This window comes from Rhizobium herbae (assembly GCF_019511375.1).
Lineage (GTDB): Bacteria > Pseudomonadota > Alphaproteobacteria > Rhizobiales > Rhizobiaceae > Pararhizobium > Pararhizobium herbae_A.
Genome location: NZ_JAEUAO010000005.1, coordinates 250,312 through 276,509 on the forward strand (window position 1 = coordinate 250,312; position 26,198 = coordinate 276,509).

The 26,198-nt window shown below is 62.1% G+C and carries 27 protein-coding genes, 1 tRNA gene and 1 pseudogene; 9 read left to right on the plus strand and 20 right to left on the minus strand.

All coding sequences use genetic code 11. The features are described 5' to 3' along the window. Window positions 1–5: 5 nt before the first annotated feature. The gene (locus JNB71_RS20200) at window positions 6–1,181 is read left to right on the plus strand and encodes a CaiB/BaiF CoA transferase family protein (protein ID WP_220373579.1); all 1,176 of its coding nucleotides are present in this window, start codon (window positions 6–8) and stop codon (window positions 1,179–1,181) included. 33 nt (window positions 1,182–1,214) lie between these two features. Here the strand turns inward: JNB71_RS20200 and JNB71_RS20205 are convergent, their stop codons facing one another. Together JNB71_RS20205 and JNB71_RS20210 are read right to left on the minus strand one after the other, a co-directional pair. Further along, window positions 1,215–2,672 (minus strand): NAD-dependent succinate-semialdehyde dehydrogenase, encoded by a 1,458-nt coding sequence (locus tag JNB71_RS20205; protein ID WP_220373580.1) that lies wholly within the window; start codon window positions 2,670–2,672, stop codon window positions 1,215–1,217. A gap of 149 nt (window positions 2,673–2,821) precedes the next feature. Continuing rightward, window positions 2,822–4,090 carry a 4-aminobutyrate--2-oxoglutarate transaminase gene (locus JNB71_RS20210; RefSeq protein WP_220373581.1) on the minus strand — a complete coding sequence of 423 codons (1,269 nt, stop codon included), beginning with the start codon at window positions 4,088–4,090 and terminating at the stop codon, window positions 2,822–2,824. A gap of 269 nt (window positions 4,091–4,359) precedes the next feature. Between JNB71_RS20210 and JNB71_RS20215 the strand changes: the two genes are divergently transcribed. From JNB71_RS20215 to JNB71_RS20225, 3 genes are all read left to right on the plus strand, one after another. Further along, entirely contained in the window at window positions 4,360–4,605 is a 246-nt protein-coding gene (locus JNB71_RS20215; protein ID WP_220373582.1) for a type II toxin-antitoxin system RelB/DinJ family antitoxin, read from the plus strand. A 27-nt stretch (window positions 4,606–4,632) separates the two neighbouring features. Then, entirely contained in the window at window positions 4,633–5,454 is an 822-nt protein-coding gene (locus JNB71_RS20220; protein WP_220373583.1) for a MerR family transcriptional regulator, read from the plus strand. A 141-nt stretch (window positions 5,455–5,595) separates the two neighbouring features. Then, window positions 5,596–6,375, plus strand: a complete 780-nt coding sequence (locus JNB71_RS20225; RefSeq protein WP_220373584.1) for an ABC transporter substrate-binding protein — start codon at window positions 5,596–5,598, stop codon at window positions 6,373–6,375. A 365-nt stretch (window positions 6,376–6,740) separates the two neighbouring features. Here the strand turns inward: JNB71_RS20225 and JNB71_RS20230 are convergent, their stop codons facing one another. The 10 genes from JNB71_RS20230 to obgE form a co-directional block, all read right to left on the minus strand. Further along, on the minus strand, window positions 6,741–7,268 hold the full coding sequence (locus JNB71_RS20230) for an RNA pyrophosphohydrolase (protein ID WP_220373585.1): 528 nt from the start codon (window positions 7,266–7,268) through the stop codon (window positions 6,741–6,743). A 76-nt stretch (window positions 7,269–7,344) separates the two neighbouring features. Further along, a complete protein-coding gene (locus JNB71_RS20235) occupies window positions 7,345–8,547 on the minus strand; it encodes a divergent polysaccharide deacetylase family protein (RefSeq protein WP_220373586.1) in 1,203 nt (400 codons plus the stop codon). Window positions 8,548–8,782: 235 nt separating this feature from the next. Further along, window positions 8,783–10,105: a S41 family peptidase gene (locus tag JNB71_RS20240; protein ID WP_220373587.1), complete on the minus strand. Its 1,323-nt coding sequence runs from the start codon at window positions 10,103–10,105 to the stop codon at window positions 8,783–8,785. Continuing rightward, window positions 10,095–11,534, minus strand: a complete 1,440-nt coding sequence (locus tag JNB71_RS20245; RefSeq protein ID WP_431029419.1) for a murein hydrolase activator EnvC family protein — start codon at window positions 11,532–11,534, stop codon at window positions 10,095–10,097. The genes JNB71_RS20240 and JNB71_RS20245 overlap by 11 nt, the downstream gene beginning before the upstream one ends. 110 nt (window positions 11,535–11,644) lie before the next feature. Further along, complete coding sequence (gene rlmH / locus JNB71_RS20250; protein ID WP_220373588.1) at window positions 11,645–12,127, minus strand: 23S rRNA (pseudouridine(1915)-N(3))-methyltransferase RlmH; 483 nt, start codon at window positions 12,125–12,127, stop codon at window positions 11,645–11,647. A 322-nt stretch (window positions 12,128–12,449) separates the two neighbouring features. Then, window positions 12,450–12,896, minus strand: a complete 447-nt coding sequence (rsfS, locus tag JNB71_RS20255) for a ribosome silencing factor (RefSeq protein WP_220373589.1) — start codon at window positions 12,894–12,896, stop codon at window positions 12,450–12,452. Between the two features lie 95 nt (window positions 12,897–12,991). Continuing rightward, window positions 12,992–13,573, minus strand: coding sequence for a nicotinate-nucleotide adenylyltransferase (locus tag JNB71_RS20260; RefSeq protein WP_220373688.1), 582 nt, complete (start codon window positions 13,571–13,573; stop codon window positions 12,992–12,994). Window positions 13,574–13,618: 45 nt separating this feature from the next. Beyond that, window positions 13,619–14,899: a glutamate-5-semialdehyde dehydrogenase gene (locus tag JNB71_RS20265; protein WP_220373590.1), complete on the minus strand. Its 1,281-nt coding sequence runs from the start codon at window positions 14,897–14,899 to the stop codon at window positions 13,619–13,621. Then, window positions 14,892–16,061: a glutamate 5-kinase gene (proB, locus tag JNB71_RS20270; protein ID WP_220373591.1), complete on the minus strand. Its 1,170-nt coding sequence runs from the start codon at window positions 16,059–16,061 to the stop codon at window positions 14,892–14,894. The genes JNB71_RS20265 and proB overlap by 8 nt, the downstream gene beginning before the upstream one ends. 1 nt (window position 16,062) lies before the next feature. Then, entirely contained in the window at window positions 16,063–17,073 is a 1,011-nt protein-coding gene (obgE, locus tag JNB71_RS20275; RefSeq protein ID WP_220373592.1) for a GTPase ObgE, read from the minus strand. An 83-nt stretch (window positions 17,074–17,156) separates the two neighbouring features. On the opposite strand from obgE, the gene JNB71_RS20280 reads away from it, so the two are divergent. After that, window positions 17,157–18,017, plus strand: coding sequence for an endonuclease/exonuclease/phosphatase family protein (locus tag JNB71_RS20280; protein ID WP_220373593.1), 861 nt, complete (start codon window positions 17,157–17,159; stop codon window positions 18,015–18,017). A 40-nt stretch (window positions 18,018–18,057) separates the two neighbouring features. On the opposite strand, the gene JNB71_RS20285 is transcribed toward JNB71_RS20280, so the two are convergent. The 4 genes from JNB71_RS20285 to rplU all read right to left on the minus strand — a co-directional run bounded on the left by JNB71_RS20285 (window position 18,058) and on the right by rplU (window position 20,090). Beyond that, entirely contained in the window at window positions 18,058–18,639 is a 582-nt protein-coding gene (locus JNB71_RS20285) for a GNAT family N-acetyltransferase (RefSeq protein ID WP_220373594.1), read from the minus strand. Then, window positions 18,636–19,292, minus strand: coding sequence for a GNAT family N-acetyltransferase (locus JNB71_RS20290; RefSeq protein ID WP_112845359.1), 657 nt, complete (start codon window positions 19,290–19,292; stop codon window positions 18,636–18,638). The genes JNB71_RS20285 and JNB71_RS20290 overlap by 4 nt, the downstream gene beginning before the upstream one ends. A 126-nt stretch (window positions 19,293–19,418) precedes the next feature. Beyond that, complete coding sequence (gene rpmA / locus JNB71_RS20295) at window positions 19,419–19,688, minus strand: 50S ribosomal protein L27 (RefSeq protein ID WP_220373595.1); 270 nt, start codon at window positions 19,686–19,688, stop codon at window positions 19,419–19,421. Between the two features lie 33 nt (window positions 19,689–19,721). Continuing rightward, window positions 19,722–20,090 carry a 50S ribosomal protein L21 gene (gene rplU, locus JNB71_RS20300; RefSeq protein WP_220373596.1) on the minus strand — a complete coding sequence of 123 codons (369 nt, stop codon included), beginning with the start codon at window positions 20,088–20,090 and terminating at the stop codon, window positions 19,722–19,724. A 292-nt stretch (window positions 20,091–20,382) separates the two neighbouring features. Here rplU and JNB71_RS20305 point away from each other — a divergent pair. The 3 genes and pseudogenes from JNB71_RS20305 to JNB71_RS24555 all read left to right on the plus strand — a co-directional run bounded on the left by JNB71_RS20305 (window position 20,383) and on the right by JNB71_RS24555 (window position 21,322). Then, window positions 20,383–20,472: transfer RNA gene (locus JNB71_RS20305), tRNA-Ser, on the plus strand. Then, a pseudogene (locus JNB71_RS24855) lies at window positions 20,432–20,646 on the plus strand (hypothetical protein). Before JNB71_RS20305 ends, JNB71_RS24855 begins: the two are co-directional and overlap by 41 nt. 463 nt (window positions 20,647–21,109) lie before the next feature. Then, window positions 21,110–21,322 (plus strand): VOC family protein, encoded by a 213-nt coding sequence (locus JNB71_RS24555; RefSeq protein ID WP_223215930.1) that lies wholly within the window; start codon window positions 21,110–21,112, stop codon window positions 21,320–21,322. A gap of 267 nt (window positions 21,323–21,589) precedes the next feature. On the opposite strand, the gene JNB71_RS20315 is transcribed toward JNB71_RS24555, so the two are convergent. Then, window positions 21,590–22,807: an argininosuccinate synthase gene (locus JNB71_RS20315; protein WP_220373597.1), complete on the minus strand. Its 1,218-nt coding sequence runs from the start codon at window positions 22,805–22,807 to the stop codon at window positions 21,590–21,592. Window positions 22,808–23,039: 232 nt separating this feature from the next. Next, the gene (locus JNB71_RS20320; protein ID WP_220373598.1) at window positions 23,040–23,483 is read right to left on the minus strand and encodes a BA14K family protein; all 444 of its coding nucleotides are present in this window, start codon (window positions 23,481–23,483) and stop codon (window positions 23,040–23,042) included. A gap of 181 nt (window positions 23,484–23,664) precedes the next feature. On the opposite strand from JNB71_RS20320, the gene JNB71_RS20325 reads away from it, so the two are divergent. Further along, window positions 23,665–24,306, plus strand: a complete 642-nt coding sequence (locus JNB71_RS20325; protein ID WP_220373599.1) for a LysE family translocator — start codon at window positions 23,665–23,667, stop codon at window positions 24,304–24,306. A gap of 6 nt (window positions 24,307–24,312) precedes the next feature. Here JNB71_RS20325 and JNB71_RS20330 read toward each other — a convergent pair whose 3' ends face one another. Both JNB71_RS20330 and JNB71_RS20335 read right to left on the minus strand, forming a co-directional pair. Next, window positions 24,313–25,107, minus strand: coding sequence for an ABC transporter ATP-binding protein (locus JNB71_RS20330; protein ID WP_220373600.1), 795 nt, complete (start codon window positions 25,105–25,107; stop codon window positions 24,313–24,315). Further along, window positions 25,104–25,982, minus strand: coding sequence for an ABC transporter permease (locus JNB71_RS20335; RefSeq protein WP_220373601.1), 879 nt, complete (start codon window positions 25,980–25,982; stop codon window positions 25,104–25,106). The genes JNB71_RS20330 and JNB71_RS20335 overlap by 4 nt, the downstream gene beginning before the upstream one ends. Window positions 25,983–26,198 lie beyond the last annotated feature (216 nt).

The following is a 26,198-nucleotide window of genomic DNA, read 5'->3' on the forward strand; positions in this document are numbered from 1 at the left end:
AAGTGATGGAAACGCCGCTCAAGGGCCTGAAGGTCCTCGAACTCGCCCGCATCCTCGCCGGGCCGTGGATCGGCCAGACCCTCGCCGATCTCGGCGCGGACGTCATCAAGGTGGAAAGCCCGGCCGGCGATGATACCCGTACCTGGGGGCCGCCCTTCGTCGAGGGCGATGGCGGCGACCATCTGGATGCCGCCTATTTCCACGCCTGCAACCGCGGCAAGCGGTCGGTCGTTCTCGACTTCACCACCGAGGAGGGGCAGGAGGCGGTGCGCCGGCTGGCAGCGCAATCGGACGTGCTTCTGGAGAATTTCAAGGTCGGCGGCCTTTCGAAATACGGTCTCGACTATGAAAGCCTGAAGAAGATCAACCCGCGGCTGATCTACTGTTCGGTCACCGGCTTCGGCCAGGACGGGCCCTATGCGCACCGCGCCGGCTACGACTTCATCATCCAGGGCATGAGCGGCATCATGGACCTGACCGGAGATCCGCAAGGGGAGCCGCAGAAGATCGGTGTCGCCTTTGCCGATATCTTCACCGGGCTCTATGGCGTCATTGCCGTCCAGGCGGCGCTTCACATGCGCGAACGGACCGGTGTGGGCCAGCAGATCGACATGGCGCTGTTCGACAGCATGACCGGCGTGCTGGCCAACCAGGCGCTGAATTTCCTTGTCTCCGGAAAATCGCCCCGCCGTCTCGGCAATGCGCATCCGAACATCGCGCCCTATCAGGTCTTCCCGGCCTCGGACGGTCACCTGATCGTCGCCGTCGGCAATGACCGGCAATTCGTCAAGTTGTGTCAGTTGCTAGGGCTGGACGATCTGGCGACGGACCCGCGCTACCTGACCAATGCGGCTCGCGTGAAACATCGCGACAACCTGACTCCGCAACTGGCCGCGCGGACGGCAACCTTCAGCCGAGACACGCTGCTTGCCATGCTGGAAGCGGGCGGTGTGCCCGCCGGGCCGATCAATACCGTGGCGGATGTCTTTTCCGATCCGCAGATCGTTCACCGCGGCATGCGGATCGACACGCCGCATACCGGCGCCGCCTCAGGAACGGCGCCAGGCGTGCGTACGCCGTTGATGTTTTCGGGGGCTGAACTCGCTCTCGATCGCGGCGCTCCGCGGCTGGGCGAGCATACGGACGTGGTCTTGACGGAGATCGGGATGGAATCGGATTAATTCAATTAGCGATTGTTCCGTGGTAATCTGCGTCTAAATATTCCCCATGCAGAGATACTTCATCTCCAGATAATCCTCCGCGCCATGGCGGGAGCCTTCGCGGCCGATGCCGGATTGCTTGAGGCCGCCGAAAGGGGCAGCTTCGGAAGACATGCGGCCGGTATTGATGCCGATCATGCCGTATTCCAGCGCTTCGGCCACACGCCAGACCTTTTTCAGTTCGGTTGCGTAGAAATAGGCGGCGAGGCCATAGATCGTGTCGTTCGCCTGCAGGATGACGTCTTCCATCGTCTCGAAGCGGATGATCGGCGCCACCGGTCCGAAGGTTTCGTCGCAGGCGACCAGCATGCTCTTGTCGACATTGGAAAGCACGGTCGGCTCGAAGAAGGCGCCGGAGACACGCTTTCCGCCGCACAGAAGCAATGCCCCCTTCGCGGTCGCATCGTTCACATGCGTCTCGACCTTCTCGATTGCCCGGTCGTCAATCAGCGGGCCGATCGTCACGCCGGGCGAAAAGCCGTCGCCGACCGCAAGCTTGCCGACCTGTGCGGCCAGCTTGCGGGCAAATTCGTCATGAACGCCGCTCTGCACGTAAATGCGGTTCGCCGAGGTGCAGGTCTGGCCGGCATTGCGATATTTCGCCTGGATGGCGCCGTCGACGGCGGCATCGATATCCGCGTCGTCGAAGACGATGAAGGGCGCGCTGCCGCCGAGCTCGAGGCTGATTTTCTTGATCTGGTCGGAGCATTGCCGCATCAGGATGCGGCCGACCTCGGTCGAGCCGGTGAAGCTGATCTTGCGTACCCTGGGATTGGCGCAGAGTTCGCGGCCGATCGCGTCGCCTTGCGAAGCGAGGATGAGATTGAAGACGCCCTTGGGAAAGCCGGCGCGGATCGCCAGCGCGTGCATGGCAAGCGCAATGAGCGGCGTCTGTTCGGCGGGCTTGAGAATGACCGTGCAGCCGACGGCAAGCGCCGGCGATATCTTGCGCGCGACCATCGAGGCTGGAAAGTTCCAGGGCGTGATCGTTCCGACGACCCCGACCGGCTGCTTGATCACCAGCATGCGGCGGTCGGTCGAGGGTGCGGGAATAGTCTCGCCGTAGATGCGTTTGGCTTCTTCAGCATACCATTCGATATAGGCCGCCGCGTGCTGCAGTTCGGAACGGGATTCGGGCAGCGGCTTGCCCATTTCCGCGGTCAGGATTGCGGAGAGATCATCGAGATGGGCAATGACGAGATCATGCCAGCGGCGAAGAATCGCGCTGCGGTCGCCGGCCGGGCGTTCCGCCCAGGGAAACTGTGCCGCATAGGCCGCGTCGATCGCGGTTCGCGTTTCTGCCACGCCCATATCGGGCAATGTCGCCAGCAACGCGCCATTCGACGGATTGTGCACGCCGAAGGTCTTCGCCGCGGTCGTTCCGGCCGCGCTGACCAGCCCGAGCAAATGCGGCTCCTTCACATGGGCGATCAGCGTCTCGGTAAAGATCATCGGTGATCCTTTCTGGCGGTCCACGCGTCAGGGCGCGGCGCGGCACATGTCGTCGCGGGACGATGCCGATAGCCGATAAACGCGGCTTGGTCCACCGGGCAGCGGCAGAACTGCTGCCCGGTGCGATTTTCACTAATGTCGAGTCCGGGTCAGGCTCGCGCTGCCATGATCGACGCTTCGAGGATGTCGAGCGCCTCGGCGAAGACATCGTCCTGGATGGTGATCGGCGCGAGGAAACGGATGACATTGCCGTGGACGCCGCAGGTCAAGAGGATCAGCCCCTTTTCCAGGGCGATCAGGCGCACGCGGTTGGCAAAATCCGCGCTCGGCAGATTGGTCTTCGCATCGTTGAACTCGACGGCGTTCATGAAGCCCGGTCCGCGGATGTCGACGATTTCCGGAGCCTGCTCGCGAATGGCCGCAAGGCGCTGCTTGAGGCGGCTGCCGAGCTGCTCGGCGCGCTCGCAAAGCTTTTCATCCTCGATGACGTCGAGCACGGCGTGGGCGGCGGCGATGCCGATCGGATTGCCGCCATAGGTGCCGCCGAGACCGCCCGGTGCCGGCGCGTCCATGATTTCCGCGCGGCCGGTGACGGCGGCGAGCGGAAAGCCGCCGGCAAGGCTCTTTGCCATGGTCATCAGGTCGGGCGCCACGTCATGGTGCTCCATGGCAAACAGCTTGCCGGTGCGGGCAAAGCCGGTCTGCACTTCGTCGGCGATCAGGAGGATGCCGTGCTGGTCGCAGATCTCGCGAAGGGCGCGCATGAAAGTGGTCGGCGCCGGATAGAAACCGCCCTCCCCCTGCACCGGCTCGAGGATGATGGCGGCAACGCGGCCCGGGTCGACATCGGCGGCGAACAGCTTCTTCAGGGCGGCAATCGACTGCTCGACGCTGACGCCGTGCAGCTCGATCGGGAAGGGGGCATGGAAGACATCGCCAGGCATTGCGCCGAAACCGACCTTGTAGGGCACGACCTTGCCGGTCAGCGCCATGCCCATGAAGGTGCGCCCATGGAAGCCGCCGCCAAAGGCGATGATGGCCTGGCGACCTGTCGCGGCGCGGGCGATCTTGACGGCATTTTCGACGGCTTCCGCACCGGTGGTGACGAAAATCGTCTTCTTGGCGAAACTGCCGGGCGTCAGCGCGTTGAGGCGCTCGGCGAGGTGAACGTAGCTCTCGTAGGGCACGACCTGATGGCAGGTATGGGTGAAGCGGTCGATCTGCGCCTTGACGGCCTCGATGATGCGGGGATGACGGTGGCCGGTGTTGACCACGGCGATGCCGGCGGCAAAATCGATATAGCGGTTGCCTTCCTTGTCCCAGATTTCGGAATTTTCCGCCCGGTCCGCGTAAATCTGCGTGGTCATGCCAACGCCGCGGGAAATGGCTGCATTCTTGCGATCGGTCAAACTGGTCACGGTCGTTATCCTGAGGTGAGAGGAATAATTTGCAATTCCTACATTTTTTCTGTAAGTTTGCAAATCAAATATGGTGATCACAAATACACCGGCTGTGATGCTTTTTCTTGTCACCCGGCGGCATGTGTGGCTACATTGATGCGTGGAGCATTGACGAATATTTTTCTGATAGTTCGGACACTTAGAATTTTCGCATCGATGGCCGAGTGGCCTGTTTCCGGGATTCGCGCCGCATCAGTGTAAAGCGTAGCAACAGGAGAATGATGCCGATGACTGCTGATGCCATTATCCGTGCCCGCATCGATTCCGCAACGAAACAGAAGGCGATCGCGGCACTGGACGCCATGGGCCTTTCCGTTTCGGACGCAATTCGTCTCCTGATGCTGCGCATTGCCGAAGAAAAGCGCCTGCCATTCGAACTGAAGGTGCCGAATGGCGATCCGCTGCCAGCCGGCGAGCGTGGCTCTCGCCATCTGGACAGCGGCGAAGACCTGTTTCGCGATCTGGAACATTGACGGCATGAGAATTCCCAGTGGTGGCCCATGAGCAACGCCATCCCCGTTCGATACAAGGTGGCGGAGGCGGCCCGGCTGGCCGGCGTCTCGGCCTCGACCCTGCGGCTCTGGGAGACGCAGGGGCTCGTGGTGCCGGAGCGGTCCGCCACCGGACACCGGCAATATAGCGAGAGCGATGTTGCCCAGCTGAAGCGTGTTTCCTGGTTCCGCGCCGAGCGCGGCCTCAATCCGGCGGCCATTCGCGAAGCGCTGGAGGCGGAAGCCGGCGAGACCGATGACGCCAGCCCCGCCGCAGATGCCAATCCGGCAGCGCAGGTCGGACGCAAGCTCAGGAGCCTGCGCCACGCGGCGGGCAAAACGCTCGAGCAGGTGGCCGGCGATATCGGTATTGCGGCCTCGGTCCTCTCGACGCTGGAGCGCACCTCACAGGGTGTGTCCGTCGCCGTGCTGCACAATCTTGCCGAATATTTCGGAACGACGGTCTCCAGCCTGTCCGGCGAGGACGAGCCGGAGGTCCGGGCGCTGGTCCGCGCCGGCGAATGGCGCACCTGGCCGCGCACGACGCCGGGCGTGACGGTTCAGCTTCTCGCAGAAGGTCGCAACCAGATGGATTGCCATCGCTTCGTGCTCGAACCCGGAGCTTCCAGCGAAGGCGCCTACAAGCATGAAGGCGAGGAGTTCGTCCATGTGCTGTCGGGACGGGTGGAGTTCGTGCTCGATTCTGATCAGTTCCATGACCTGAACGCCGGCGATTCGCTATATTTCGACAGCCGGCGGCATCACGCCTGGTCGAACCGGCACGACGGCGAGACGGTGCTGTTGTGGATCAACACGCCGCCGACATTCTGACGCGTCTTCCTCGCGTGAAGGCGAAACACCATCATGCTGATTTATACCAGCTATTGTCGTTATCTATTTCGTTTATGCAGTCGTCAGCCCTACAGTTCGTTGAAGCATCGAGGAACGGTGCGCCAAAGGGGAACTGAAGAGATGAGAGAGAAAATCATTGCGCTGGTGCTCGCCTGTGCCGCGGCTTTTTCAGCAACATCGGCAACGGCGGCCGAAAAGTTGAAGATCGGCACGGAGGGCGCCTATCCGCCATTCAATTTCGTCGATTCCGCCGGCAAGATCGGCGGCTTCGACGTCGATATCGGCCTTGCGCTCTGCGCCAAGATGCAGGTCGAGTGCGAAGTGGTGGCGCAGGATTGGGATGGCATCATCCCCGGCCTGATCGCCAGGAAATACGACCTTATCATCGCCTCGATGTTCATCACCGAGGAACGCAAGAAACAGGTAGCCTTCACCGACCCCTATTACCTCGCCGCCATGACCCATGTGGCACCGAAGGGCGCCGGCATCACAGCGTTCACCAATGAAGCGCTGAAGGGCAAGGTGATCGGCGCGCAATCCGGCACGACGCAGGCCGATTTTATCGCCGCCACCTATCCGGACGCCGAGATCAAGCTCTACCCGACGCAGGACGAAGCCAATCTGGACATGGTCAATGGCCGCCTCGACATGCAGGTGGGCGACATGCTGCCTATGCTCGACTGGGTGAACAAGAACGATGACGGCAAGTGCTGCGAACTGATCGGCACACCGATCACCGATCCGAAGTTCGTCGGCGAGGGCGTCGGCATCGCCGTGCGCCAGGATGACAGTGATCTGCGCGAAAAGCTGAACAAGGCACTGGCCGATATTCGCGCCGACGGAACCTACAAGGCGATCAACGACAAGTATTTCACCATCGACGTCTATACGATGCAGTGAGCGGTCGGCCATTTTCGGCCGTGGAGCCTCGGCCAGCCCCCGGCTGATCCATGGTGGCGGTTGCCAGAACTAGTTTAATAGCCGGAGTTGCCTCCGCCAGACCCGTGGTCGGCGGGGCGGCTACCGTAGCTCGGCCCGCTCTGGCATGCAGATACCGAGACAATCGAAAGTGCTATCGCGAGCGCAGTGACAAAAGACCGGAGCTTCATGGTGGTCTCCATAGATAGCAGGCATGGCGGCCGGCGCGACGCCACACCAAGGATTGTCACCCCGCTGCGCACCAAAGGCAATCGCTCCGGCGCCGTCCGTCGACGCGAAATTCCCACGGCATCACCGGCGCCACCGTCGCTGCCGGCATCTGCCGCCTATCCAGCCAGATGCCGGAAAGCCGCCACCACGTCCTCATAGACCTTGCGCTTGAACGCGACGATCAGGCCGGGCAGCTCGTGCATCGGTTTCCAGGCCCATTCGTCGAATTCCGGATCGTGATCGCCAGGCGGCGGGTTGATGGCGATTTCGGACTCGTCGCCCTCGAAGCGGAAGGCGAACCAGCGCTGGGTCTGGCCGCGGTATTTGCCCTTGAGGCCGATGCCGATCAGATGGTCGGGCAGGTCGTAGTTGATCCAGTCCGGCGCTTGCGCAAGCAGCGAGACGGAGCGCATGCCGGTCTCCTCATAAAGCTCGCGGTAGGCCGCCTTCAGCGGGTCCTCATGTTTGTCGATGCCGCCCTGCGGCATCTGCCAGAGCTGGGCGGAGCCGTCATATTCGGAGTTGCCGACAGCAATGCGCCGTCCGACCCAGACCAGACCGTTGCTGTTCAGCACCATCATGCCGACGCAGGGGCGATAGGGAAGATCTTCCGCCCTGACCGGTTTCGACTTGTCCTTGCTCATCCGAGTGTTCCTTGCTGATCATGTTTTCGGGCGCCGATGAGGCCGGTGCGGATTTCGCCCGTCTCGCAGGCTTAGGCTATTGTTGTTGCGGATCTTTGACGAGCGCCGAGACGCCGACGAATTCGATGCCGCGGGTGCCCGCCTCGTCAGCCCATTGGGAAATTGCCTCGACGCTCTCGTCGAAGGCCGAGGCGACGCCGATGGCGCTGCCATTGCGGCGGGCGATGCGCTCGAGTTCGTCGAGCTTCTTGAGGATGGCGGTCCGCTCGAGCTCGGTATCGATGACCATGTCGGCAAAACCATGCGGCACACCGATCGTTTCTGCGAGCGTGCCTGTCAGTGATTGGGCCGAGGTGCCGTCGTCGAGAAAGAGCAGGCCGCGCCGGCCGATATCGCGCATCACCGGCTCGAGCGAATCGGCGTCCGAGAGGAAACGGCCGCCGAGGAAGTTCATGATGCCGGTGTAATTGGTGATCCTGGCAAGTGACGAGCGCAGTTCGGACAGATTCTTCCTGGCATCCATGCCGACGCGCAGCGTATGGGGGCCGGGATTGTTCTCCGGGTAATCGAAGGGCTCGAACGGTACCTGCAGCAGGATTTCATGGCCGTTGCGGCGCGCTTCCTGCATCCAGCGCTCCAGGCTGTTGCCGCTGGCTGCAAAGGCCATGGTGATTTCGGGTGGAAGCTGGCGCAACGCGTTTTGCGTGCCGGTCTGGCTCAGGCCGAGGCCTCCGACGACCAGCGCGATGCGCGTGCCCCGTGCGCCCGACCACGGCCGCGCATATTGGTCCATCGGTCTGAGGCCATCGGGACCGGTGATCGGCAGGCGGCCTTCCGGCGCATCCTCAAGCAGGGCGTCGTTGGGAAAGGCGGCCATGCGCGGATTCTGCCCCTTGGTTCCTCCCACCTCGATGAAGGCGGGGCCGTCGCCGTCGCGGCGCTTGGGGGAGAATGTCGTGACGACCGATCCGTCGTCGGTCAGCGTTTCCTTGACATGCGCACCCGACAGCGCTCCGCTCGTCTGTGGTTTCGTCCGTTTGCTGCCGGCCGGGGTTGCGCCGCTTTCCTCAGCCGTGTTCTCCGCATCGGCCACCGCTTCCGCTGCAGGCTTCGGTTCGATCAGGCCGGTCGGCCGCAACACGGTCCATGCGGAGACGCCGATCAGCACTGCCACGCCAGCGCCCAGAAGAATGCGGCCGAGAGAAAGGGCGGATTTTTGCGGTTCGTTAGGGCGCGCCTTGCGGTTCTGACCAAGAGGAGCGTTGAGGTCTGTTCCCAAGAGGGCCTCTGTCGATCTGGGTTGCGAGGGGCGGAAGCCTAGAGCCTTTCCGTTTTCTTCGAGTCACGGAAATGCTCTATCTCCTTGTTTTGACACAAATCCGGACGGAAAACCGCTTCGCACTTTTCCTGGATTTGCTCCAGCAGGCCGCTGGTTCAAGAATCGAAACCGCCGCCCGGCCAGAGCCAGGCGGCGAGATGTTTATCGGCGTCCGCACAACACACGGACGAGAGGCTTACGGCTTCAGTTCTGCCTTTTCCGGATTGGCCGGGAAGGCCGGATCCGACTTCTTGCCGCGCAGGAGGTCGAGCGCATAGTTCAGCTGCAGGTCGTCCTTGGCTTCGGGCGGTACGTAGGCAACCGAACCCGATCCTTCTTCGTTCTCGTTCTGCCCCTTGATGTGGCCACGCAGGCTGGATTCACTGGTCGTCTCGACCTTGCCAAGCAGTTCCGGCGGCAACGGCTGCTCGACCTTGATATCGGGCGAGATGCCGGTTCCCTGGATCGACTTCCCGGAGGGGGTATAGTAGAGCGCAGTCGTCAGACGAAGCGCGCCGGCATCACCGAGAGGAATGATGGTCTGGACCGAGCCCTTGCCGAAGGAGCGCGTACCGAGAACCGTGGCACGCTTCAGGTCCTGCAGGGCGCCGGCAACGATTTCCGAGGCGGAAGCCGAGCCGCCGTTGACCAGAACGATCACCGGCTTGCCATCCGTCAGGTCACCCGGCGTGGCATTGAAGCGGCGGGTTTCGTCCGGATTGCGGCCGCGGGTGGAGACCACTTCGCCACGTTCCAGGAAGGCGTCGGAGACATTGATCGCCTGGTCGAGCAGGCCGCCCGGGTTAAGGCGCAGATCGAGCACAAAACCCTTCAGCTTGTCGGCCGGGACCTGGGCCTTGATCTTCTCGATGCCGTTCTTCAGGTCGTCGTAGGTCTTTTCCGTGAAGGAAATCACCCGCAGGTAACCGACATCACCCTCGACGCGGAACTTGACGGCGCGCACCGCGATGATGTCGCGGATGATCGTCAGTTCGATCGGCTTTTCAGCACCCTTGCGCAGGATCGTCAGCTTGATCGGCTTGCCGACGGCGCCACGCATCTTGTCGACGGCTTCCTCGAGCTTGAGGCCGCGCACGTCCTGCCCGTCGATTTTCGAAATGAAGTCGCCGGCAAGAACGCCTGCCTTGGCAGCCGGCGTGTCGTCGATCGGGCTGGTCACCTTGACGAGATCGTCTTCCATGGTGACCTCGATGCCGAGACCGCCGAATTCACCCTTGGTCTGGGTGCGCATGTCCTCGGCGTCGGTGGAATTCATGTAGCTGGAATGCGGATCGAGCGAGGAGAGCATGCCATTGATGGCATTCTCGATCAGCTTGTCGTCCTGCGGCGGCGTCACATATTGCGCACGAACCCGTTCGAAGACATCGCCGAAGATCGATAGCTCGCGATAGGTGGACGCGTTGGCCGCGACCGCCGGGACGATGGAGGAATATACAACGCCCGTGGCCGCTGCACCCATGAGTGCCCCGACCAGAACAAGTGACGTTCTACGAATCATTGCGTGCCTTTCCGGTGTCTGCTGCGGTCCACCACGGTCGGGAATCAACCGGTTTCCCGTCTTTCCTGAATTCAATGTAAAGCGTTGGACGCTCGGTTTCCAGCGCCAATGCGGTAGCGCTTGCCACTCTTTTGTTACCCATGGTGCCGAGCGGCTCGCCGGCGACGACGAACTGCCCCTGCTGCACCGTTACGCCTTCGAGCCCGGACAGGACGATGTGGTAACCGTCGCCGGGATTGAGGATGATCATCTGGCCGTAACTGCGAAACGTTCCGGCAAAGACGATCCATCCATCGGAAGGCGCCGTCACCAAGGCTCCCGCATTGGTCTCGAGCATCATGCCCTGAAGCGAATGCCCAGTACCGTCCGCGTCGCCGAACCGGCGCAGGATCGAGCCGGCAACCGGCAATGCGAGCTTCTTCTGCAGGTCCGAAAATGCATATGCAGGCGCAATGCGGTTTTTGTCGGGCGTAACGCTGTTGGCCAGTTCGCGGGCCTGAGCCCGCTGTTCCTCCGACATCCGCCTGCGGTTTTCCGCTTCGGCCCGGGCCGCAGCCGCGGCATCGCGCACCGAGGCGATCTGGCTCTCGATCGAGCCGATCAGGCCTTCGAGGCTGATCGCCTGTGAAGCCAGCTGCTCGGCCTTGTGGCGCTCGGCGGCCAGCTCGGTGGCGCTGCGCTGCTTCAGTTTCTGCTTTTCGGCGATCAGCATGTTCATGCGACGCTCTTCCTCGAGCCTCGATGCCATGTCGTCACCGAGCGCCTTTTTCTGCGCGGTGATTTCCTTGCTGAGACCCGCAAGGGCCTGCAGGTCGGCGACCAGGTCTTCCGTCTCATGGCGGATACCGGGAACGACGGCACCGAGCAGGATGGCGCTGCGAACGGAGGCCAGCGCATCGTCTGGCGTCACGAGCAGGGCGGGCGGCGGATTGCGCCCCATCCGCTGCAGCGCCGCCAGCACCTCGGCCAGCACGCTGCGCCGGGCGCGCAACGACCTGTGAACGGCATCCTGCTTCGTCCGCAGCGCGGTCAGCTTCTCTTCGCCGTCGACGATCTGCTGTTCCAGCGCCTTGCGCTTGTTCGCCGAGTCGACGATCGCCGCTCTCAGTGACTCGCTGGTCTTTTCAAGCTCGGCGATGCCGGCCTGCAGCGCGGCTGCCCGGTCCTTCGAAAGAGTGATGGTTTTCGACAAGGCCTCCAGTTCGCTGCGGGTACTGTCGCGCCTGAGTGCGAGATCGGCGATGGGATCGGCCTGCGCGGGCGCCTGTCCGGCGTCCGACTGGGAGACCCGATCCGTCGTTTCGGCGGTCTGCGCGGCCGCGTCGCCGGCAAGCAGGAGACCGACGGTCAACAGGCCCGTGCACAAGCCGCGCCAGCCGGCATGGGCCGGCTGCCCCCTGTTTCCCCGCCTCTTCAACCCTGTCGTCATTCTGCCATTCGTTGTCAGCCACCTGTCGGGCAAAACCCTACGCTGATTTGGCCGTCGCCGCCAACAGCCATCCCCGGCAATTGCGGCATCCGCATGGCGGGCGGTTGCGCCTAGACCCTGTGATAGGGATGGCCGGAGAGAATGGTGACGGCGCGGTAGAGCTGTTCGGCGATCAGGATGCGCACCAACTGGTGCGGCCAGGTCATCTTGCCGAGGCAGATGACGGCATCCGCTTTGCCGTGCAGCGAGGGGTCGAGGCCGTCGGCACCGCCGATCGCCAGCACCATGTCGCGTTTGCCGCTATCGCGAAACGAAGCGATGAGCGAGGCGAAACCTTCCGAATCCAGCGCCTTGCCGCGCTCGTCAAGCAGGATGAGGAGGCTGGCATCCGGAAGGGATTTTTCAAGCAGGGCCGCTTCTTCGCGCTTGCGCGTCTCGGCGCTCGAGGCGCGGCTCTCGGGGACTTCGGTGACCCGCGACAATTCAAGGCCGATCGCCGGTCCCGCCTTGGAAAAGCGGTCGAGATAGCGGGCCGCGAGATCTTTCTCCGAACCGCCCTTGAGGCGCCCGACGGCAAAGAGACCAACCCGCATGTCATTTCCTCGATTTATCGGCGCGCCAACAGTCATGCAGGCATTTCCGCGACGGCCGCCTGACACGCAGTCGATTTTCTCCGGCAAACGCCGGCGCGCGATTCGGTTCTGCTACCTGCCGCAACCAGATGGTTTCACCTGCGCGACCATCACAGGATCCAAAACTTCCACTCTCACCTGCCGCGCTTTGTGAAGGCAGCCCGGCGCCTAGAGCATGATGCCGAAAAGTGTAAGCGTTTTCGGCCGAAAACATGCTCTACTTCTTCTTTAATTCTAGAGCGGATTCAGATTTTAGGTCGATTCGACCTAAAATCACCCGGCTCTAGTGCAGCCTGCCGTCTTCCATATCCGGCGCGGCCCACATCTTTTCGATGTTGTAGAATTCGCGGATTTCCGGACGGAAGACGTGAATTATGATGTCACCGCTGTCGATCAGCACCCAGTCACCGGTTTCCAGGCCTTCGACGCGGGCATTGCCATGGCCTTCGTCCTTCAGGTCGGTGATCAGGTGATCGGCAATCGCCATGACATGCCTGTTCGAGCGCCCGGAGACGACGACCATGTAGTCTCCCAGCGCCGATTTTCCGGCAATGTTGATGGTGACGATATCTTCTGCTTTCGAGTCCTCGAGACTGTTGAGGACCAGGTGGAGAGCACGGGCAGCGGCTTCGTCGCTGCGATCCGGGCTTTGCGGGAAAATGCGTGTGACATTTCCCTTCGCGTGTACTGTTGTCAGGGTCTTTCCTTTCCAGTTGAACAGAACAGGCACCACGATTCGAATATCGGTCGAACCGCTACGGTAAATGTAGGCACCAATGCCTTAACGTTTCAAGACGTGAGAAGTAAATGACGGTTAATCATTGTTCACGATTGCGCCCTGAGCGCCGTCGAACTGAGCGGAGAGCGTGGTCCGTGAATGAAGGTCCAGGCCGGCGCCTCGCGCCAGGCGAGACTTGCGGCATGGGCTTCGTCGACGCGCGCATAGTCAAAGGTCTTCGCCATCTTTGAGGAGAGATAGGACAGCGTGTCGCCCGGCCGGTCGATCACGGCGATCGGATAGGTGCGGGCGATTTTCTGCCAGTCCTGCCAGAGATGGAAGTTTTTGAGGTTATCGGCGCCCATGACCCAGACAAAGCGGATGTCGCGGTTGCGCTCACGAATCTTTTCCAGCGTGCGGGCCGTATAGCTTTGCCCCAGCGACTGCTCGAACGCGGTCACCTTGATGCGGGGGTCATGAGTGATCGCCTGGCTGAGGCTGATCCGCTCGGCGAGCGGAGCGAGATGGTTGCGGTTCTTCAACGGGTTGCCTGGTGTCACCATCCACCAGAGCTGATCGAGGCCAAGCCGTCTGAGCGCGATATCGGCGACCAGCACATGCCCGTCATGCGGCGGATTGAACGAGCCGCCGAACAGGCCGACCGTCATGCCGCTCTCCACATGCGGCATTTTCAGGTAGAACGGATCGACCCGGTCAGGCTGCACAGGATGCACTTAAGGCCGCACCTGTCCGGTGCCGCGCACCCTGTATTTGAACGAGGTGAGCTGCTCGACGCCGACCGGGCCGCGCGCATGCATCTTGCCCGTGGCGATGCCGATCTCGCCGCCCATGCCGAACTCGCCGCCATCGGCAAACTGTGTCGAGGCATTGTGCAGGAGGATGGCCGAATCGACTTCCGAGAAGAAGCGCTCGACGACGGCCGGATCCTCGGCGATCACCGCCTCGGTATGGGACGAAGACCAGGTGGCGATATGATCGACGGCGCCATCGATGCCATCCACCAGCTTCACCGAGATGATTGAATCGAGATATTCGGTCGCCCAGTCCTCTTCCGTCGCCGCAACCAGGTCCGGAACGATGGCGCGGATGTCTTCGCTGGCGCGGACTTCGCAGCCGGCATCGCACAGCGCGGCGATGAGGGGCGCAACGAACGTGTCTTTCGCCTTGCGGTCGATCAGCAGCGTTTCGGCCGAGCCGCAAATGCCGGTGCGGCGCATCTTGGCGTTGACGACGATCTTCTTTGCCATTTCCAGGTCGGCCGAAGCATCGACATAGACATGGCACAGGCCCTCGAGATGGGCAAAGACAGGCACGCGCGCCTCGTTCTGGACGCGGGCCACGAGGCTTTTGCCGCCGCGCGGAACAATGACGTCGATCGTGCCGCCCAGCCCGGTCAACATGGCGCCCACGGCGGAACGATCGGCCACCGGCACCATCTGGATCGCATGCTCTGGAAGGCCGGCATCCTTCAGACCCTGCACCAGGCAGGTATGGATAGCCTGCGATGAATGCAGGCTGTCGGAACCGCCGCGCAGGATGACGGCATTGCCGGCCTTGAGGCAGAGCGCACCGGCATCCGCCGTGACATTGGGGCGGCTTTCATAAATCACGCCGATCACTCCGAGCGGCGTGCGGACGCGCTCGATATGCAGTCCGTTCGGCCGGTCCCATTCGGCGATGACGTCGCCGACCGGGTCCGGTAGCTCGGCAATTGCGCGGATCGCGTTGGCCATGTCGAGAACGCGGCCTTCCGACAGCGTCAGGCGGTCGAGGAACGAAGCGGCGACGCCGGTTTCGCGGGCATGCTCCAGATCGAGCGCGTTGGCGGCAAGGATGTCGTCCTTGGCTGCGACGATGTTGCTCGCCATGCTGACGAGGGCGGCGTGCTTTCGTTCGGCGGAAGCGGTGGCGAGCGGCCGGCTGGCGGCAAGGGCCTGCTTGCCGATCACCGTCATCAGCTCTTGAATTTCCTTTTTCCGCACGTCGTCAAGCATGCGCGTCGCTCCTTGCCGCATCCATGTCCCGTTTTGCCGGGGTCGTCATCACCATATCGTCGCGATGCACCATTGCCGCACGGCCTGCGTATCCCAGAATAACGGCGATTTCAGCCGATTTCTTGCCGGCGATCTGCCGCGCTTCGTCGGCGTCGTAGCCGGCGAGCCCACGGGCGATCTCACGGCCTTCGGCACCGATGATGGCGATCGTATCGCCACGGCTGAAGGAACCGGTGACCTGGCGGACGCCGGCCGGAAGCAGGCTCTTGCCGGAGCGCAGGGCGGTTTCGGCGCCCGCGTCGATGGCGAGGTTGCCGGCCGGCAACAATTGACCGGCAATCCAGGTTTTCCGCGCCGTGACCGGCGATCGCGACGGCGCGAACCAGGAGGAGCGGGCACCAGTGCCGATCGCCGAAAGCGGATGATCGGCCTTGCCGGAGGCAATGATCATGGCGCAACCGGCACCGGTGGCGATCTTGCCGGCATCGATCTTGGTGCGCATGCCGCCGCGCGACAGCTCGGATGCCGCACCGCCTGCCATCGCCTCGATCTCCGGGGTGATTTCCGCGATGGTCTCCAGGAAGCGGGCGTTCGGATCGAGGTGCGGCGGCGCCGTATAGAGGCCGTCGATGTCGGAGAGAAGGACGAGCAGGTCAGCACCGGTCATCGTCGCGACCCGGGCTGCCAGCCGGTCGTTGTCGCCATAGCGGATTTCGGTGGTGGCGACCGTGTCGTTCTCGTTGATGATCGGCACGGCGCCCATCTTGAGAAGCTGGTTGATGGTCGCCCGGGCATTGAGGTAGCGGCGGCGCTCTTCGGTGTCGCCGAGCGTCAAAAGGATCTGGCCGGCGACGATCTCGCCGCTCGACAGGCTTTCCGACCAGGCGCGCGCGAGCGCGATCTGGCCGACGGCCGCGGCCGCCTGGCTTTCCTCGAGCTTCAGCACGCCGGGGGCGAGATCGAGCACCGAGCGGCCGAGGGCGATGGCACCCGAGGAGACGACGAGAACGTCGACGCCCTTGGCCCTCAGCGCGGCGATGTCGGCGCACATGGCGTTCAGCCATTGTTTCTTCAGGCCGCTCTTGCGATCGACGAGCAGGGCTGAGCCGATCTTGATCACAATCCGGCGGTATTTTTCCAGCGGTTTGCGGGTGGTGGCCATATCAGTTTTCGTCCCCGTGGGTCTGAGCGCGGACGATGACGTCGCGCAGCGCCCGCAGCGTATCGGTCATGCCGGTGCCGACGACGGCCGATAGAAGCAGCGGCGTCTGGCCGCTCGCCTTGGCCAGCGCCTTCTGTTTTTTCTTCAGTTCGCCTGGATCGAGCACGTCGATCTGTGACAAGGCGACGATTTCGGGCTTGTCGGTGAGCTCGCCGCCATAGGCTTCGAGCTCATGCTTCACCGTCTTGTAGGCCTTGGCGACATCCTCTTCCTGCGCCGAGACGAGATGCAGGAGGACGCGCGTGCGTTCGACATGGCCGAGGAAGCGGTCCCCGAGGCCGACACCGTCATGGGCGCCCTCGATCAAGCCGGGAATGTCGGCCAGGATGAATTCGCGGCCGTCGATTGTTGCGACGCCGAGGTTGGGATGCAGCGTCGTGAAAGGATAGTTGGCGATCTTCGGCCGGGCGCGTGTGGTTGTTGCCAGAAACGTCGATTTTCCGGCATTGGGCAGCCCGACGAGGCCGGCGTCGGCGATCAGCTTCAGCCTGAGCCAGATGGTCTTTTCCTCGCCCTCCAGGCCCGGATTGGCCCAGCTCGGCGCCTGGTTGGTCGCGGACTTGAAATGCGCATTGCCGAAGCCGCCATTGCCGCCGGCCGCAAGCCGGAAGCGCTGGCCCTCGGTGATCATGTCGATGATCAGCGTCTCGCCGTCTTCCTCGAAGATCTGCGTCCCGACCGGTACCTTCAGCGTCACATCGGCGCCGCCGGCGCCCGTGCGGTTGCGACCCATGCCGTGAACGCCGGTGCCGCCCTTGAAATGCTGCTGGAAGCGAAAATCGATCAGCGTGTTGAGGCCGTTGACGGCCTCGACCCAGACATCGCCGCCGCGGCCGCCGTCACCACCGTCCGGGCCTCCGAACTCGATGAATTTCTCGCGCCGGAACGACACAGCGCCAGCCCCGCCATCGCCGGAGCGGATATAGACTTTTGCTTCGTCGAGAAATTTCATCGCACTGCCATCTGTTGGGTGTATTTGCCTGCCGTATTTGCCGCCATCGATATAGGCGCTTACCCCGGAGGTCAAAGAATATCGTGAAGTTTTTGAGCTACAATATCCAGTACGGCATCGGTCTCGACGGCCGTTTTGATCCTGAGCGCATTGCCAGAAGCCTCGAGGGCGCCGACGTCATCGCGCTGCAGGAAGTGACGCGGAATTTTCATCGCAACGGCAATGCCGATCTCGTCGCAATTTTCCGCGACCTCAAGCCGCAATACTTCTCGGTCTTCTGGCCGGCATGCGAGATCGATGCCGGATCGGCGATCGAGAACGGCCGCGCCGTCGACCGGCGCTTCCAGTTCGGCAACATGATCCTGTCGCGCTTCCCGATCCTGTCGACGCGCCTCATTCCCCTGCCGCGCACCCGCACGATCTCGCCGATCAACCCGCAGCGGGGTGCAACCGAGGCTCTGATCGATACGCCAAGCGGTCCGCTGCGCGTCTATTCGGTGCATCTCGACCATGTCTATCCCGCCGAACGCATTGCCCAGATTTCCTACCTGAAGGCCAGGGCAATTTCCTACAGCATCGAAGGCGGCGCCATGACCGGAGGCGCCGATTTCGGTTTCGACGAGTTGCCACATCCCGACGATTTCGTCCTGATGGGCGATTTCAACATGGTGCCGGAGAGCCCCGAATATTGCGCGATGGCCGGCACGCGCGACGCCTTTTACGGACGCTCGCTGCGTCTTGAAAACCCGGTCGATGCACTGGCGCATCTCGGCCGGCTTTCGCCGGACAGCTATAGCTGGATCGATCCCGCCGATCATGGCAAGCGCATGCATCTCGACTATTGTTTCCTGAGCAGCGGGCTCGTGCCGCGATTGAAGGATGCCTGGGTGGATTTCGAAGCGTGCGGCTCCGATCACCTGCCCGTCGGTTTCGAACTCGCATGACGCAAAATGCCCGCGGCATCGCTGCCGCGGGCTTCATCTCTCACGGCTTGCGCAGGTCGCCGGCCGTGATGCGGGTTTCGATATGGCTCACCAGCCCGTTGCGGGCGAGCGCGTAGATCTGGGTGCAGCCGGTTATCTCGAAACCGAGCTTCCTTTGCAGCTTCAGCGAGGCTGCATTGTCGGCAAACACGCCGGAATGAAGCGCTGTGCCGGGCATGCGCCGGAAGAACCGCTCGACCGCCGCATGAACGGCTTCGCTGGCATAGCCGCGGCCCCAGTAGTAGCGGTTCAGCCAGTAGCCCAGATGCCATTGGCCATGCCGAAGCTCGATGCCGACGCAGCCGATATGGACGTCGTCGCCGGTGGTGATCGCCAGCGCCCAATCGCCGTTGAGGCCTGCCGTCTGGCGCACCAGCCAGTCGAGCGCATCCTGCCGATGATATGGCACCGGCACGCGGGCCAGCATGCGCGAGATCTGGTAGTCGCCAAGCGATTGCGCCACCGCGTCCGCGTCGGAGAACCGGTGGGGACGCAGGGTCAAACGCGCGGTCTCGATGACCGGGCAGGCGCCGGGATCGGGACGGGCCGCAATCTTCGGCCGTTCGCGAAGATGAGCGGTCATCGCAGACCTCCCCAGCTTCTGAGCGACATCCAGGTCTTGCGGTCGAGCCGGTACCATTCGACAGACATCATGCCGCCGAGCGCCAGGCTGCCGACCATGCCCGATCCCTGGAACTGGAAACCGCATTTCTGGATGACCCGCCGCGAGGCGACGTTCATGACCCGGCAGCGCGCATCGATCTGGTCGATATCGCGGGTGCGGAAGGCCATGTCGGTCAGTGCCTGCGCTGCTTCGGTGGCATAACCCTTGTTCCAGTAGGGCTCGCCCAGCCAGTAGCCGAGCTCTGCCGTCTTGCCATCGGGATGCGGCTCGATACCGCAGCAGCCCAAGAATGCGCCGTTGTCCGCTTTGGTAATCGCATAGACGCACTTGCCAATCGCGCCCGTCTTCGTACGGCGTACGAAATCCGCGGCATCGGCCACCGTGTACGGGTGCGGCATGCGCGAAACCATGGTGGCGATATTGGCGTTGTTGGCAAGATGGGCAAGGGCGTCGATATCGTCTTCATGCGGCGCGCGCAAAACGAGCCGGGGCGATAACAATATCGGGCAATCGGTCCTTGACCGCTGAGGCCTTAGCCTCTCCTGAGAAGATTCCAGGGAATCTTCCCGGGGAGACCGCGATTGGCTCTCCCTCAACAATTCGCTCTGCATGGTCAGTCCTCCAAGACGTGAAAAAGGGGAGTTGGGTCTTGCCCCATCTCCCCTTTTGATCTTGGCCTGAACCAGGTGCGGTCAGCCGGGTCGATGAGACGCCGGCTGTTTTAGAGCGCTACCGGCTTATTCCGCTGCTTCGGCTTTCGGCATTACAGATACGTACACGCGGCCATTGGCCTTCGTACGGAAGTCCACGTTGCCCGCCGTAAGCGCAAAAATCGTGTGATCCTTGCCGAGGCCGACATTGGCGCCCGGATGCCACTGCGTACCGCGCTGACGCACGATGATGTTGCCTGCAACGACGGTTTCGCCGCCGAACTTCTTCACGCCAAGGCGCTTGGATTCAGAATCACGACCGTTGCGCGATGAACCGCCAGCTTTTTTGTGTGCCATTGGTGTTCTCCTTTAAACCTTAGATCCGTTGTCTCAGTTTGCAGCTTCGGCGGCGGCTTCGGACTTCTTGGAAGCCTTCTTCGCCTTGCCGGCGGAAGCGATGTCCAGGATGCGGACAGTCGTCTGATGCTGGCGATGACCGCGCGAACGCTTCGAGTTCTGGCGGCGGCGCTTCTTGAAGGCGATGACCTTCTTGGCGCGACCCTGTTCCACGACCTCGGCGCTGACAACGGCACCTTCGACAAACGGAGCGCCGATGGTTGCGTCTGCGCCGACGCCGACCATCAGGATCTCGGTGAATTCAATCTTGTCGCCTGCTGCGCCGTCGAGCTTTTCGATCGTGACGACATCGTTGGCGGCCACGCGGTACTGCTTACCGCCGGTCTTGATGACTGCGAACATTTTTTTATCCTTTCATGTTCGTTCCGGCTCTCCACCTTGAGAAGTGGGGCCGTCTTTTTGCCAGTCGGACATGACAAGACCACAGGGACCTTGCCGGTGAACGGGCGCAATGGACACCCGGCGCGGTGAGGACATGCCACACCACTTCAGTTGCGCGGATTAATGGAAGCCGGGAAAACTGTCAAGGCAGGGGTGACGAATTCGTCAAATATTCCTTGCCCCTACCCCTTGTCATCGCGCGAAACTGCCGCTATGAACCGCCTCGCGCCGACAAGCGCCGACCCATCAAGCCGGAGAGGTGGCAGAGTGGTCGAATGCACCGCACTCGAAATGCGGCATACCTGCAAGGGTATCGTGGGTTCAAATCCCACCCTCTCCGCCATTCCACACCATCGCTACTCAATGAGCTCAACCGGCTCGATGAGGTGATCGAAGATCGTCAGCACCTGTCCGCTGCTGAGTTGCTGCGGATACCCGGGATGGGCGGGCACTGCTATTGGAAGATATAAAAGCATTGGGTCGAGATCCGTACCCTGAAAAGGAGAAGCGTCGATGACGTTTGCCCCTTGATCCCGCTTTCGCCCTCACTATCTCAGTAGCAGTAAGCGACGTTCGAAGCGGTTCCCTTGGATGGAACAGGGCAAGAGAGCCCAAACGAATTTTGTATACGTCGCGATCGGAGCTGCAGCGGACCCGGCCAGTTCGCCTGCAGCTCTGTTGCTGTTAGGGGATTTTTGCGCCGCGGGGGTTCACGTCGGCTGCAACTCCGGTCTGCACGCGGGGGTGTCGTTGCCGCCTGTTTGCATTGCATCTTTCTCAATCCACATGACTTGGCGAGTTCGACGAACCTGCGGTGATCGGTTCGTCGTCAATTGCCAATCCAGCGCGAGGTTGACTCGTCTATGCGACGTTGGGACAATCGCAACCGGGAGGCGCGATGTGTGGAGTAAGTCGCACGCCGGGATTGATTTATTGCCCCTTGAGAATATCTTTCAACTTGTCCAGGAGAGAGGTAACGAATGCTGCATCATGTCGAAATCTATGTCTCCAAACTCGATGCATCGCATGCGTTCTGGGCAGATATCCTCGCCAGGATCGGCTGGGAACAATCGGGCCGTTGGAAGGACGGATTTACGCTCGTCAATGGTGATGGTGCCTACCTTACCTTTGTGCAGGTAGCCACGAAGTATAAATCACATACATACCTACCATCGATGCGGCGTCGGGCTTAACCATCTGGCCTTTAAAGTTAAGGCCAGGGACGAAGTCGATGCATTGAGACAATACTGCATTGAGAATAATATTCCCAACCTGTATGACGACAAATATCCTTTCGCGACTGGCGGTAAGGATTATTACGCTTTGTTTGTTGAAGATCCGGATCGAATAAAGGTTGAGTTCGTCGTGTCCGAGTGAAGGCGGACGTGGCTGCCGGCAACAACAAAGGCCCGCCTCCTGACCGGAAGCGGGCCTTCAATTTGAAACGCGTTTTCCCGCCCTTACCTGTCGCGGTTGCGGGCAGCCAGCGTGCGCAGGCGCAGCGCATTGAGCTTGATGAAGCCGGCGGCGTCCTTCTGGTCGTAGGCGCCCTGATCGTCTTCGAAGGTGACGAGCTTGTCGGAATAGAGCGACTTGTCGCTCTCGCGGCCGATAACCATGACGTTGCCCTTGTAGAGCTTCAGCGTCACTTCGCCCTCGACATGTTCCTGGCTCTTGTCGATCAGCGCCTGCAGCATCTCGCGCTCCGGCGAGAACCAGAAGCCGTAATAGATCAGCTCGGCATAGCGCGGCATCAGCTCGTCCTTGAGGTGGGCTGCACCCCGATCAAGGGTGATCGATTCGATGGCGCGATGGGCGCTGAGCAGGATGGTGCCGCCGGGGGTCTCGTAGACGCCGCGCGACTTCATGCCGACGAAGCGGTTTTCGACCAGGTCGAGACGGCCGATACCGTTGTCGCGGCCATACTCGTTGAGCTTGGCCAGCAGGGACGCCGGCGAGAGGCGGACGCCGTTGATCGACACCGCATCACCCTTTTCGAAACCGATCTTGATGACCGTCGCCTTGTCAGGAGCGGCTTCCGGCGAGATCGTGCGCATATGCACGTATTCGGGAGCTTCCTGGGCCGGGTCTTCGAGCACCTTGCCCTCGGAGGAGGAGTGCAGGAGGTTGGCGTCGACGGAGAAGGGCGCTTCCCCCTTCTTGTCCTTGGCGACCGGGATCTGGTGCTTTTCGGCGAATTCGAGCAGGTCGGTGCGGCTCTTGAACGACCAGTCGCGCCAGGGCGCGATGATCTTGATGTCGGGATTGAGCGCGTAAGCCGACAGCTCGAAACGGACCTGGTCGTTGCCCTTGCCGGTGGCGCCATGGGCGATCGCGTCGGCGCCGGTTTCGCGGGCGATCTCGATCAGGTGCTTGGAGATCAGCGGCCGGGCAATCGAGGTGCCGAGCAGGTAGACCCCTTCATAGACGGCATTGGCGCGGAACATCGGGAAGACGAAATCCTTCACGAACTCCTCGCGGACGTCCTTGATGTAGATTTCCTTGATGCCGAGCATCTCCGCCTTCTTGCGGGCCGGCTCCAGCTCTTCGCCCTGGCCGAGATCGGCGGTGAAGGTGACCACTTCGGCGCCCAGTTCGGTCTGCAGCCATTTCAGGATGATCGATGTGTCGAGACCGCCGGAATAGGCGAGAACGACCTTTTTCACTTGCTTTGCCATGTTAATCTGCCCGTCTTGTCGGAAAGGCACGGGATCGTGCCACAAAAAATTCTGCGGCACTTTTAGCGAGATTGCCGGGGTGTGCAAGCCTCTCGGCCAAGGGAATTGCTGGAGCGCGCCTTTGCTTGCGAAGGATTGGGCAGGGTGCGCGTGTCGGCCGAGACAAAAAGAGCAAACCCGCCGCCAGGGAACGGTGGCGGGCGCTGATCGGGTCACGCTATCTCACGCCTTCTTACCAGTCGCGATAATAGCCTCTGCGGCCATAATAAGCTCTGGGACCATAATAGTAGCGTGGACCATAGTAGGCCCTGCGGCCATAATAGCCTCCGTAGCCATAATAAGCTCGCGGGCCATAGTATGCCCTGGGACCGTAAAATGCGCCCGGGCCGTAGTAAGTTCCGGGGCCGTAGTAGCCGGACCCGTAGTAATACGGGCTGGCAAGCAGGCCGCCAAGGATCATACCGGTCGCGAAACCGCCGATGATCGCGCCGCCATAATGGTGCCCGTGGCCGTGGTGCCCGTGGTGGTGCCCGCCGTGATAACGCCGGTAACGGACGTCGATGACATCCGGATTTTTAACGGCGCTGGCCATGTTGACGCGTGGAAAAGCCTGTGCCGGTGCTACGCTCATGAAGGCTGTGATCAGCGAAATAATCACTATCGCGAGTTTTCTCATCCGCTTCTCTCCTGTTTCAGCCCTTCTCCTTTTCCTGTCTCCATCTATAAGGATACCTGAAAATACAAGGACGTTCCACTAGCCGCAGAGCGCGTTTTCCCGCGAAAGAACTGGTGGCATCGTTGTGTTTTCGTTACATGCTCAAGGGATCGCGCCCGTTGCCATTCGAGGATCTTACGCCATGGATTTTCTGCCCAGCCTGCCGACGCTTCTTGCCTTCACCGCCGCGACATTGCTTCTGGCGGCGACGCCGGGTCCCGACATGACGTTATCGATCAGCCGGGCGCTGTCGCAGGGCAAGGCCGCCGCCTTCTTCGTGGTGATCGGCACGAGCCTTGGCTGCGTCGTGCACACGCTGCTTGTTGCCTTCGGCATCTCGGCGCTGATCACCGCCTCGCCGACGGCCTTCATGGTGCTGAAGACCGGCGGCGCCGCCTACCTGTTCTGGCTGGCAGTGCAGGCGATCCGTTACGGGTCGAGCCTGTCGGTGCGGAAGGTGGAGGATACCGGCGGATCCGCCCTGGCCAATATCTCGACCGGGCTATGGGTCAACCTGCTCAACCCCAAGGTCATCATCTTCTTCATGACCTTCCTGCCGCAATTCGTCACCGCCAACGATCCGGCCGTGACGCAGAAGCTCCTGTTCCTCGGCTTCTTCTTCATTGTGGCCGCGATGCCGGTCAATATGCTGGTCATCCTGACGGCCGACTGGCTGTCCGGCTGGCTGCAGCGCAAGAAGAGCGTCATGCGCGGCATCGACTATGCGTTTGCCGGCGTGTTCTCGATCTTCGCGGTGAAGATCCTGTTGACGCAGACGCGCTGACCGGCGTCAGCCGATCAGCAGCGCGTCGTCGTCCAGCGTCTGGCCGCGGATGCGGCGGAACATGGCGATGAGATCCTCGACCTGCAGCGTCTTGCGGCTGTCGCCGGAAACGTCGAGCACGACTTCGCCGGCGTGCAGCATGATCGTGCGGTGACCGAAATCGAGCGCCTGGCGCATCGAGTGGGTGACCATCAGCGCCGTCAACTTGCGTTCGGAGACGATCTTCTGGGTAAGGTTCATGATGAACTCGGCCATGCCGGGATCGAGCGCTGCCGTGTGTTCGTCGAGCAGCAGCACTTCGGAGCCGGCGAGCGTCGCCATCACCAGCGAGACGGCCTGGCGCTGGCCGCCCGAGAGCAGGTCCATGCGGTCGCCCATGCGGTTTTCGAGGCCGAGGTTGAGTTCGGCGATGCGTTCGCGGAAATGCGCGCGGCGTTTGGCCCCGAGTGCCGGCGTCAGCCCGCGGCTTTCGCCGCGTCTTGCGGCAAGCGCCAGGTTTTCCTCGATCGACAGCGCGCCGCAGCTTCCCGCCAGCGGGTCCTGGAAGACGCGGGCAACGAGCCCGGCGCGGGCGGCGGTTCCCTTGCGGGTGACGTCCACGTTGCCGATCGTCACCTGCCCGGCGGTCGGCAGCACGTCGCCGGCGAGAACGCCAAGCACGGTCGATTTGCCGGCGCCGTTCGAGCCGATGACGGTAACGAAGGTGCCTTCCTCGATGGTGAGGCTGACGCCATTCAGCGCCTGCTTCTGCAGCGGCGTGCCCTTGCCGAAGACGACCTGGATATTGTCGAGCTTGATCATGCGGCACCTCCGCGGCGCAGGCGGGGAAGAACGAGGGCGACGGTGACGAGTGCTGCGGTGACCAGGTTGAGGTCGGAGGCCTGCAGCCCCAGCATGTCGGTCGACAGCGCGAGCTGGATGGCGATGCGATAGAGGATCGAGCCGAGCACGCAGCCGGCAAGCGCGATCAGGATGCCGCGGCTGCCGAGCAGGGTTTCACCGATGATGACTGCAGCAAGCCCAACGACGATGGTGCCGACGCCGGATGTGACATCGGCAAAGCCGTTCGTCTGGGCAAACAGCGCGCCGCCGAGTGCGACCAGCGCGTTCGACATCGCCATGCCGAGATAGATCTGGCGGCTGGTGTCGACGCCCTGCGCCCGGGCCATGCGCGCATTGGCGCCGGTTGCCCGCATGGCAAGCCCGGCGTCACTTTCAAGGAAGCGCCACACGGCAAGCGCCGCGACCACCACCAGCAGGCCGACGAACAGCGGTCGGACATAGAAATCGCGCAGTCCGAGGCCGTAAAAGGGCGAAAGCATCGTGTCGGCATTGATCAGCGCGACGTTCGGCTTGCCCATGACGCGCAGATTGACCGAGAACAGCGCAATCATTGTCAGGATCGAAGCCAAGAGATTGAGGATGCGGAAGCGCACGTTAAGGATGGCCGTGACGATCCCGGCGCCGGCACCGGCAGCCATGGCGACGCCGGCGGCAAGCCAGGGATTGACGCCGGCGATGATCAGCACAGCGGTCACTGCGGCGCCGAGTGGAAATGAGCCATCCACGGTCAGGTCCGGAAAGTCGAGCACGCGGAAGGCGAGGAACACGCCGATGGCGACGAAGGCATAGACGAGCCCAAGCTCCACCGCTCCCCAGAAGGCAATTTGGCTCACCGCTGTTAGTCCTCTTCTCTTGACGTCTTTAAAACAAAATCCACGACAGCGGTCGCCCCCTCTGCCCTGCCGGGCATCTCCCCCTCAAGGGGGGAGATGGAGTGGGGTTGGCCTCTCGCTCCCGATCTCCCCCCTTGAGGGGGAGATGTCACGAAGTGACAGAGGGGGGTATTCTTGACGCCGTCGTGTGAAACGGCGCTTGTTTACAGATGAACC

Coding starts and splice junctions, on each gene's coding strand:
- JNB71_RS20265 (WP_220373590.1), bottom strand. CDS start 14,899: ATGCTTGACGACGTGCGGAAAAAGGAAATTCAAGAGCTGATGACGGTG.
- JNB71_RS20325 (WP_220373599.1), top strand. CDS start 23,665: ATGGATTTTCTGCCCAGCCTGCCGACGCTTCTTGCCTTCACCGCCGCG.
- proB (WP_220373591.1), bottom strand. CDS start 16,061: ATGGCCACCACCCGCAAACCGCTGGAAAAATACCGCCGGATTGTGATC.
- JNB71_RS20315 (WP_220373597.1), bottom strand. CDS start 22,807: ATGGCAAAGCAAGTGAAAAAGGTCGTTCTCGCCTATTCCGGCGGTCTC.
- JNB71_RS20215 (WP_220373582.1), top strand. CDS start 4,360: ATGACTGCTGATGCCATTATCCGTGCCCGCATCGATTCCGCAACGAAA.
- obgE (WP_220373592.1), bottom strand. CDS start 17,073: ATGAAATTTCTCGACGAAGCAAAAGTCTATATCCGCTCCGGCGATGGC.
- JNB71_RS20240 (WP_220373587.1), bottom strand. CDS start 10,105: ATGATTCGTAGAACGTCACTTGTTCTGGTCGGGGCACTCATGGGTGCA.
- JNB71_RS20260 (WP_220373688.1), bottom strand. CDS start 13,573: ATGCCGCATGTGGAGAGCGGCATGACGGTCGGCCTGTTCGGCGGCTCG.
- JNB71_RS20225 (WP_220373584.1), top strand. CDS start 5,596: ATGAGAGAGAAAATCATTGCGCTGGTGCTCGCCTGTGCCGCGGCTTTT.
- JNB71_RS20330 (WP_220373600.1), bottom strand. CDS start 25,107: ATGATCAAGCTCGACAATATCCAGGTCGTCTTCGGCAAGGGCACGCCG.
- rplU (WP_220373596.1), bottom strand. CDS start 20,090: ATGTTCGCAGTCATCAAGACCGGCGGTAAGCAGTACCGCGTGGCCGCC.
- JNB71_RS24555 (WP_223215930.1), top strand. CDS start 21,110: ATGCTGCATCATGTCGAAATCTATGTCTCCAAACTCGATGCATCGCAT.
- JNB71_RS20320 (WP_220373598.1), bottom strand. CDS start 23,483: ATGAGAAAACTCGCGATAGTGATTATTTCGCTGATCACAGCCTTCATG.
- JNB71_RS20200 (WP_220373579.1), top strand. CDS start 6: ATGGAAACGCCGCTCAAGGGCCTGAAGGTCCTCGAACTCGCCCGCATC.
- JNB71_RS20285 (WP_220373594.1), bottom strand. CDS start 18,639: ATGACCGCTCATCTTCGCGAACGGCCGAAGATTGCGGCCCGTCCCGAT.
- JNB71_RS20290 (WP_112845359.1), bottom strand. CDS start 19,292: ATGCAGAGCGAATTGTTGAGGGAGAGCCAATCGCGGTCTCCCCGGGAA.
- JNB71_RS20245 (WP_431029419.1), bottom strand. CDS start 11,534: ATGACGACAGGGTTGAAGAGGCGGGGAAACAGGGGGCAGCCGGCCCAT.
- rpmA (WP_220373595.1), bottom strand. CDS start 19,688: ATGGCACACAAAAAAGCTGGCGGTTCATCGCGCAACGGTCGTGATTCT.
- JNB71_RS20230 (WP_220373585.1), bottom strand. CDS start 7,268: ATGAGCAAGGACAAGTCGAAACCGGTCAGGGCGGAAGATCTTCCCTAT.
- rlmH (WP_220373588.1), bottom strand. CDS start 12,127: ATGCGGGTTGGTCTCTTTGCCGTCGGGCGCCTCAAGGGCGGTTCGGAG.
- JNB71_RS20205 (WP_220373580.1), bottom strand. CDS start 2,672: ATGATCTTTACCGAGACGCTGATCGCCCATGTGAAGGAGCCGCATTTG.
- JNB71_RS20220 (WP_220373583.1), top strand. CDS start 4,633: ATGAGCAACGCCATCCCCGTTCGATACAAGGTGGCGGAGGCGGCCCGG.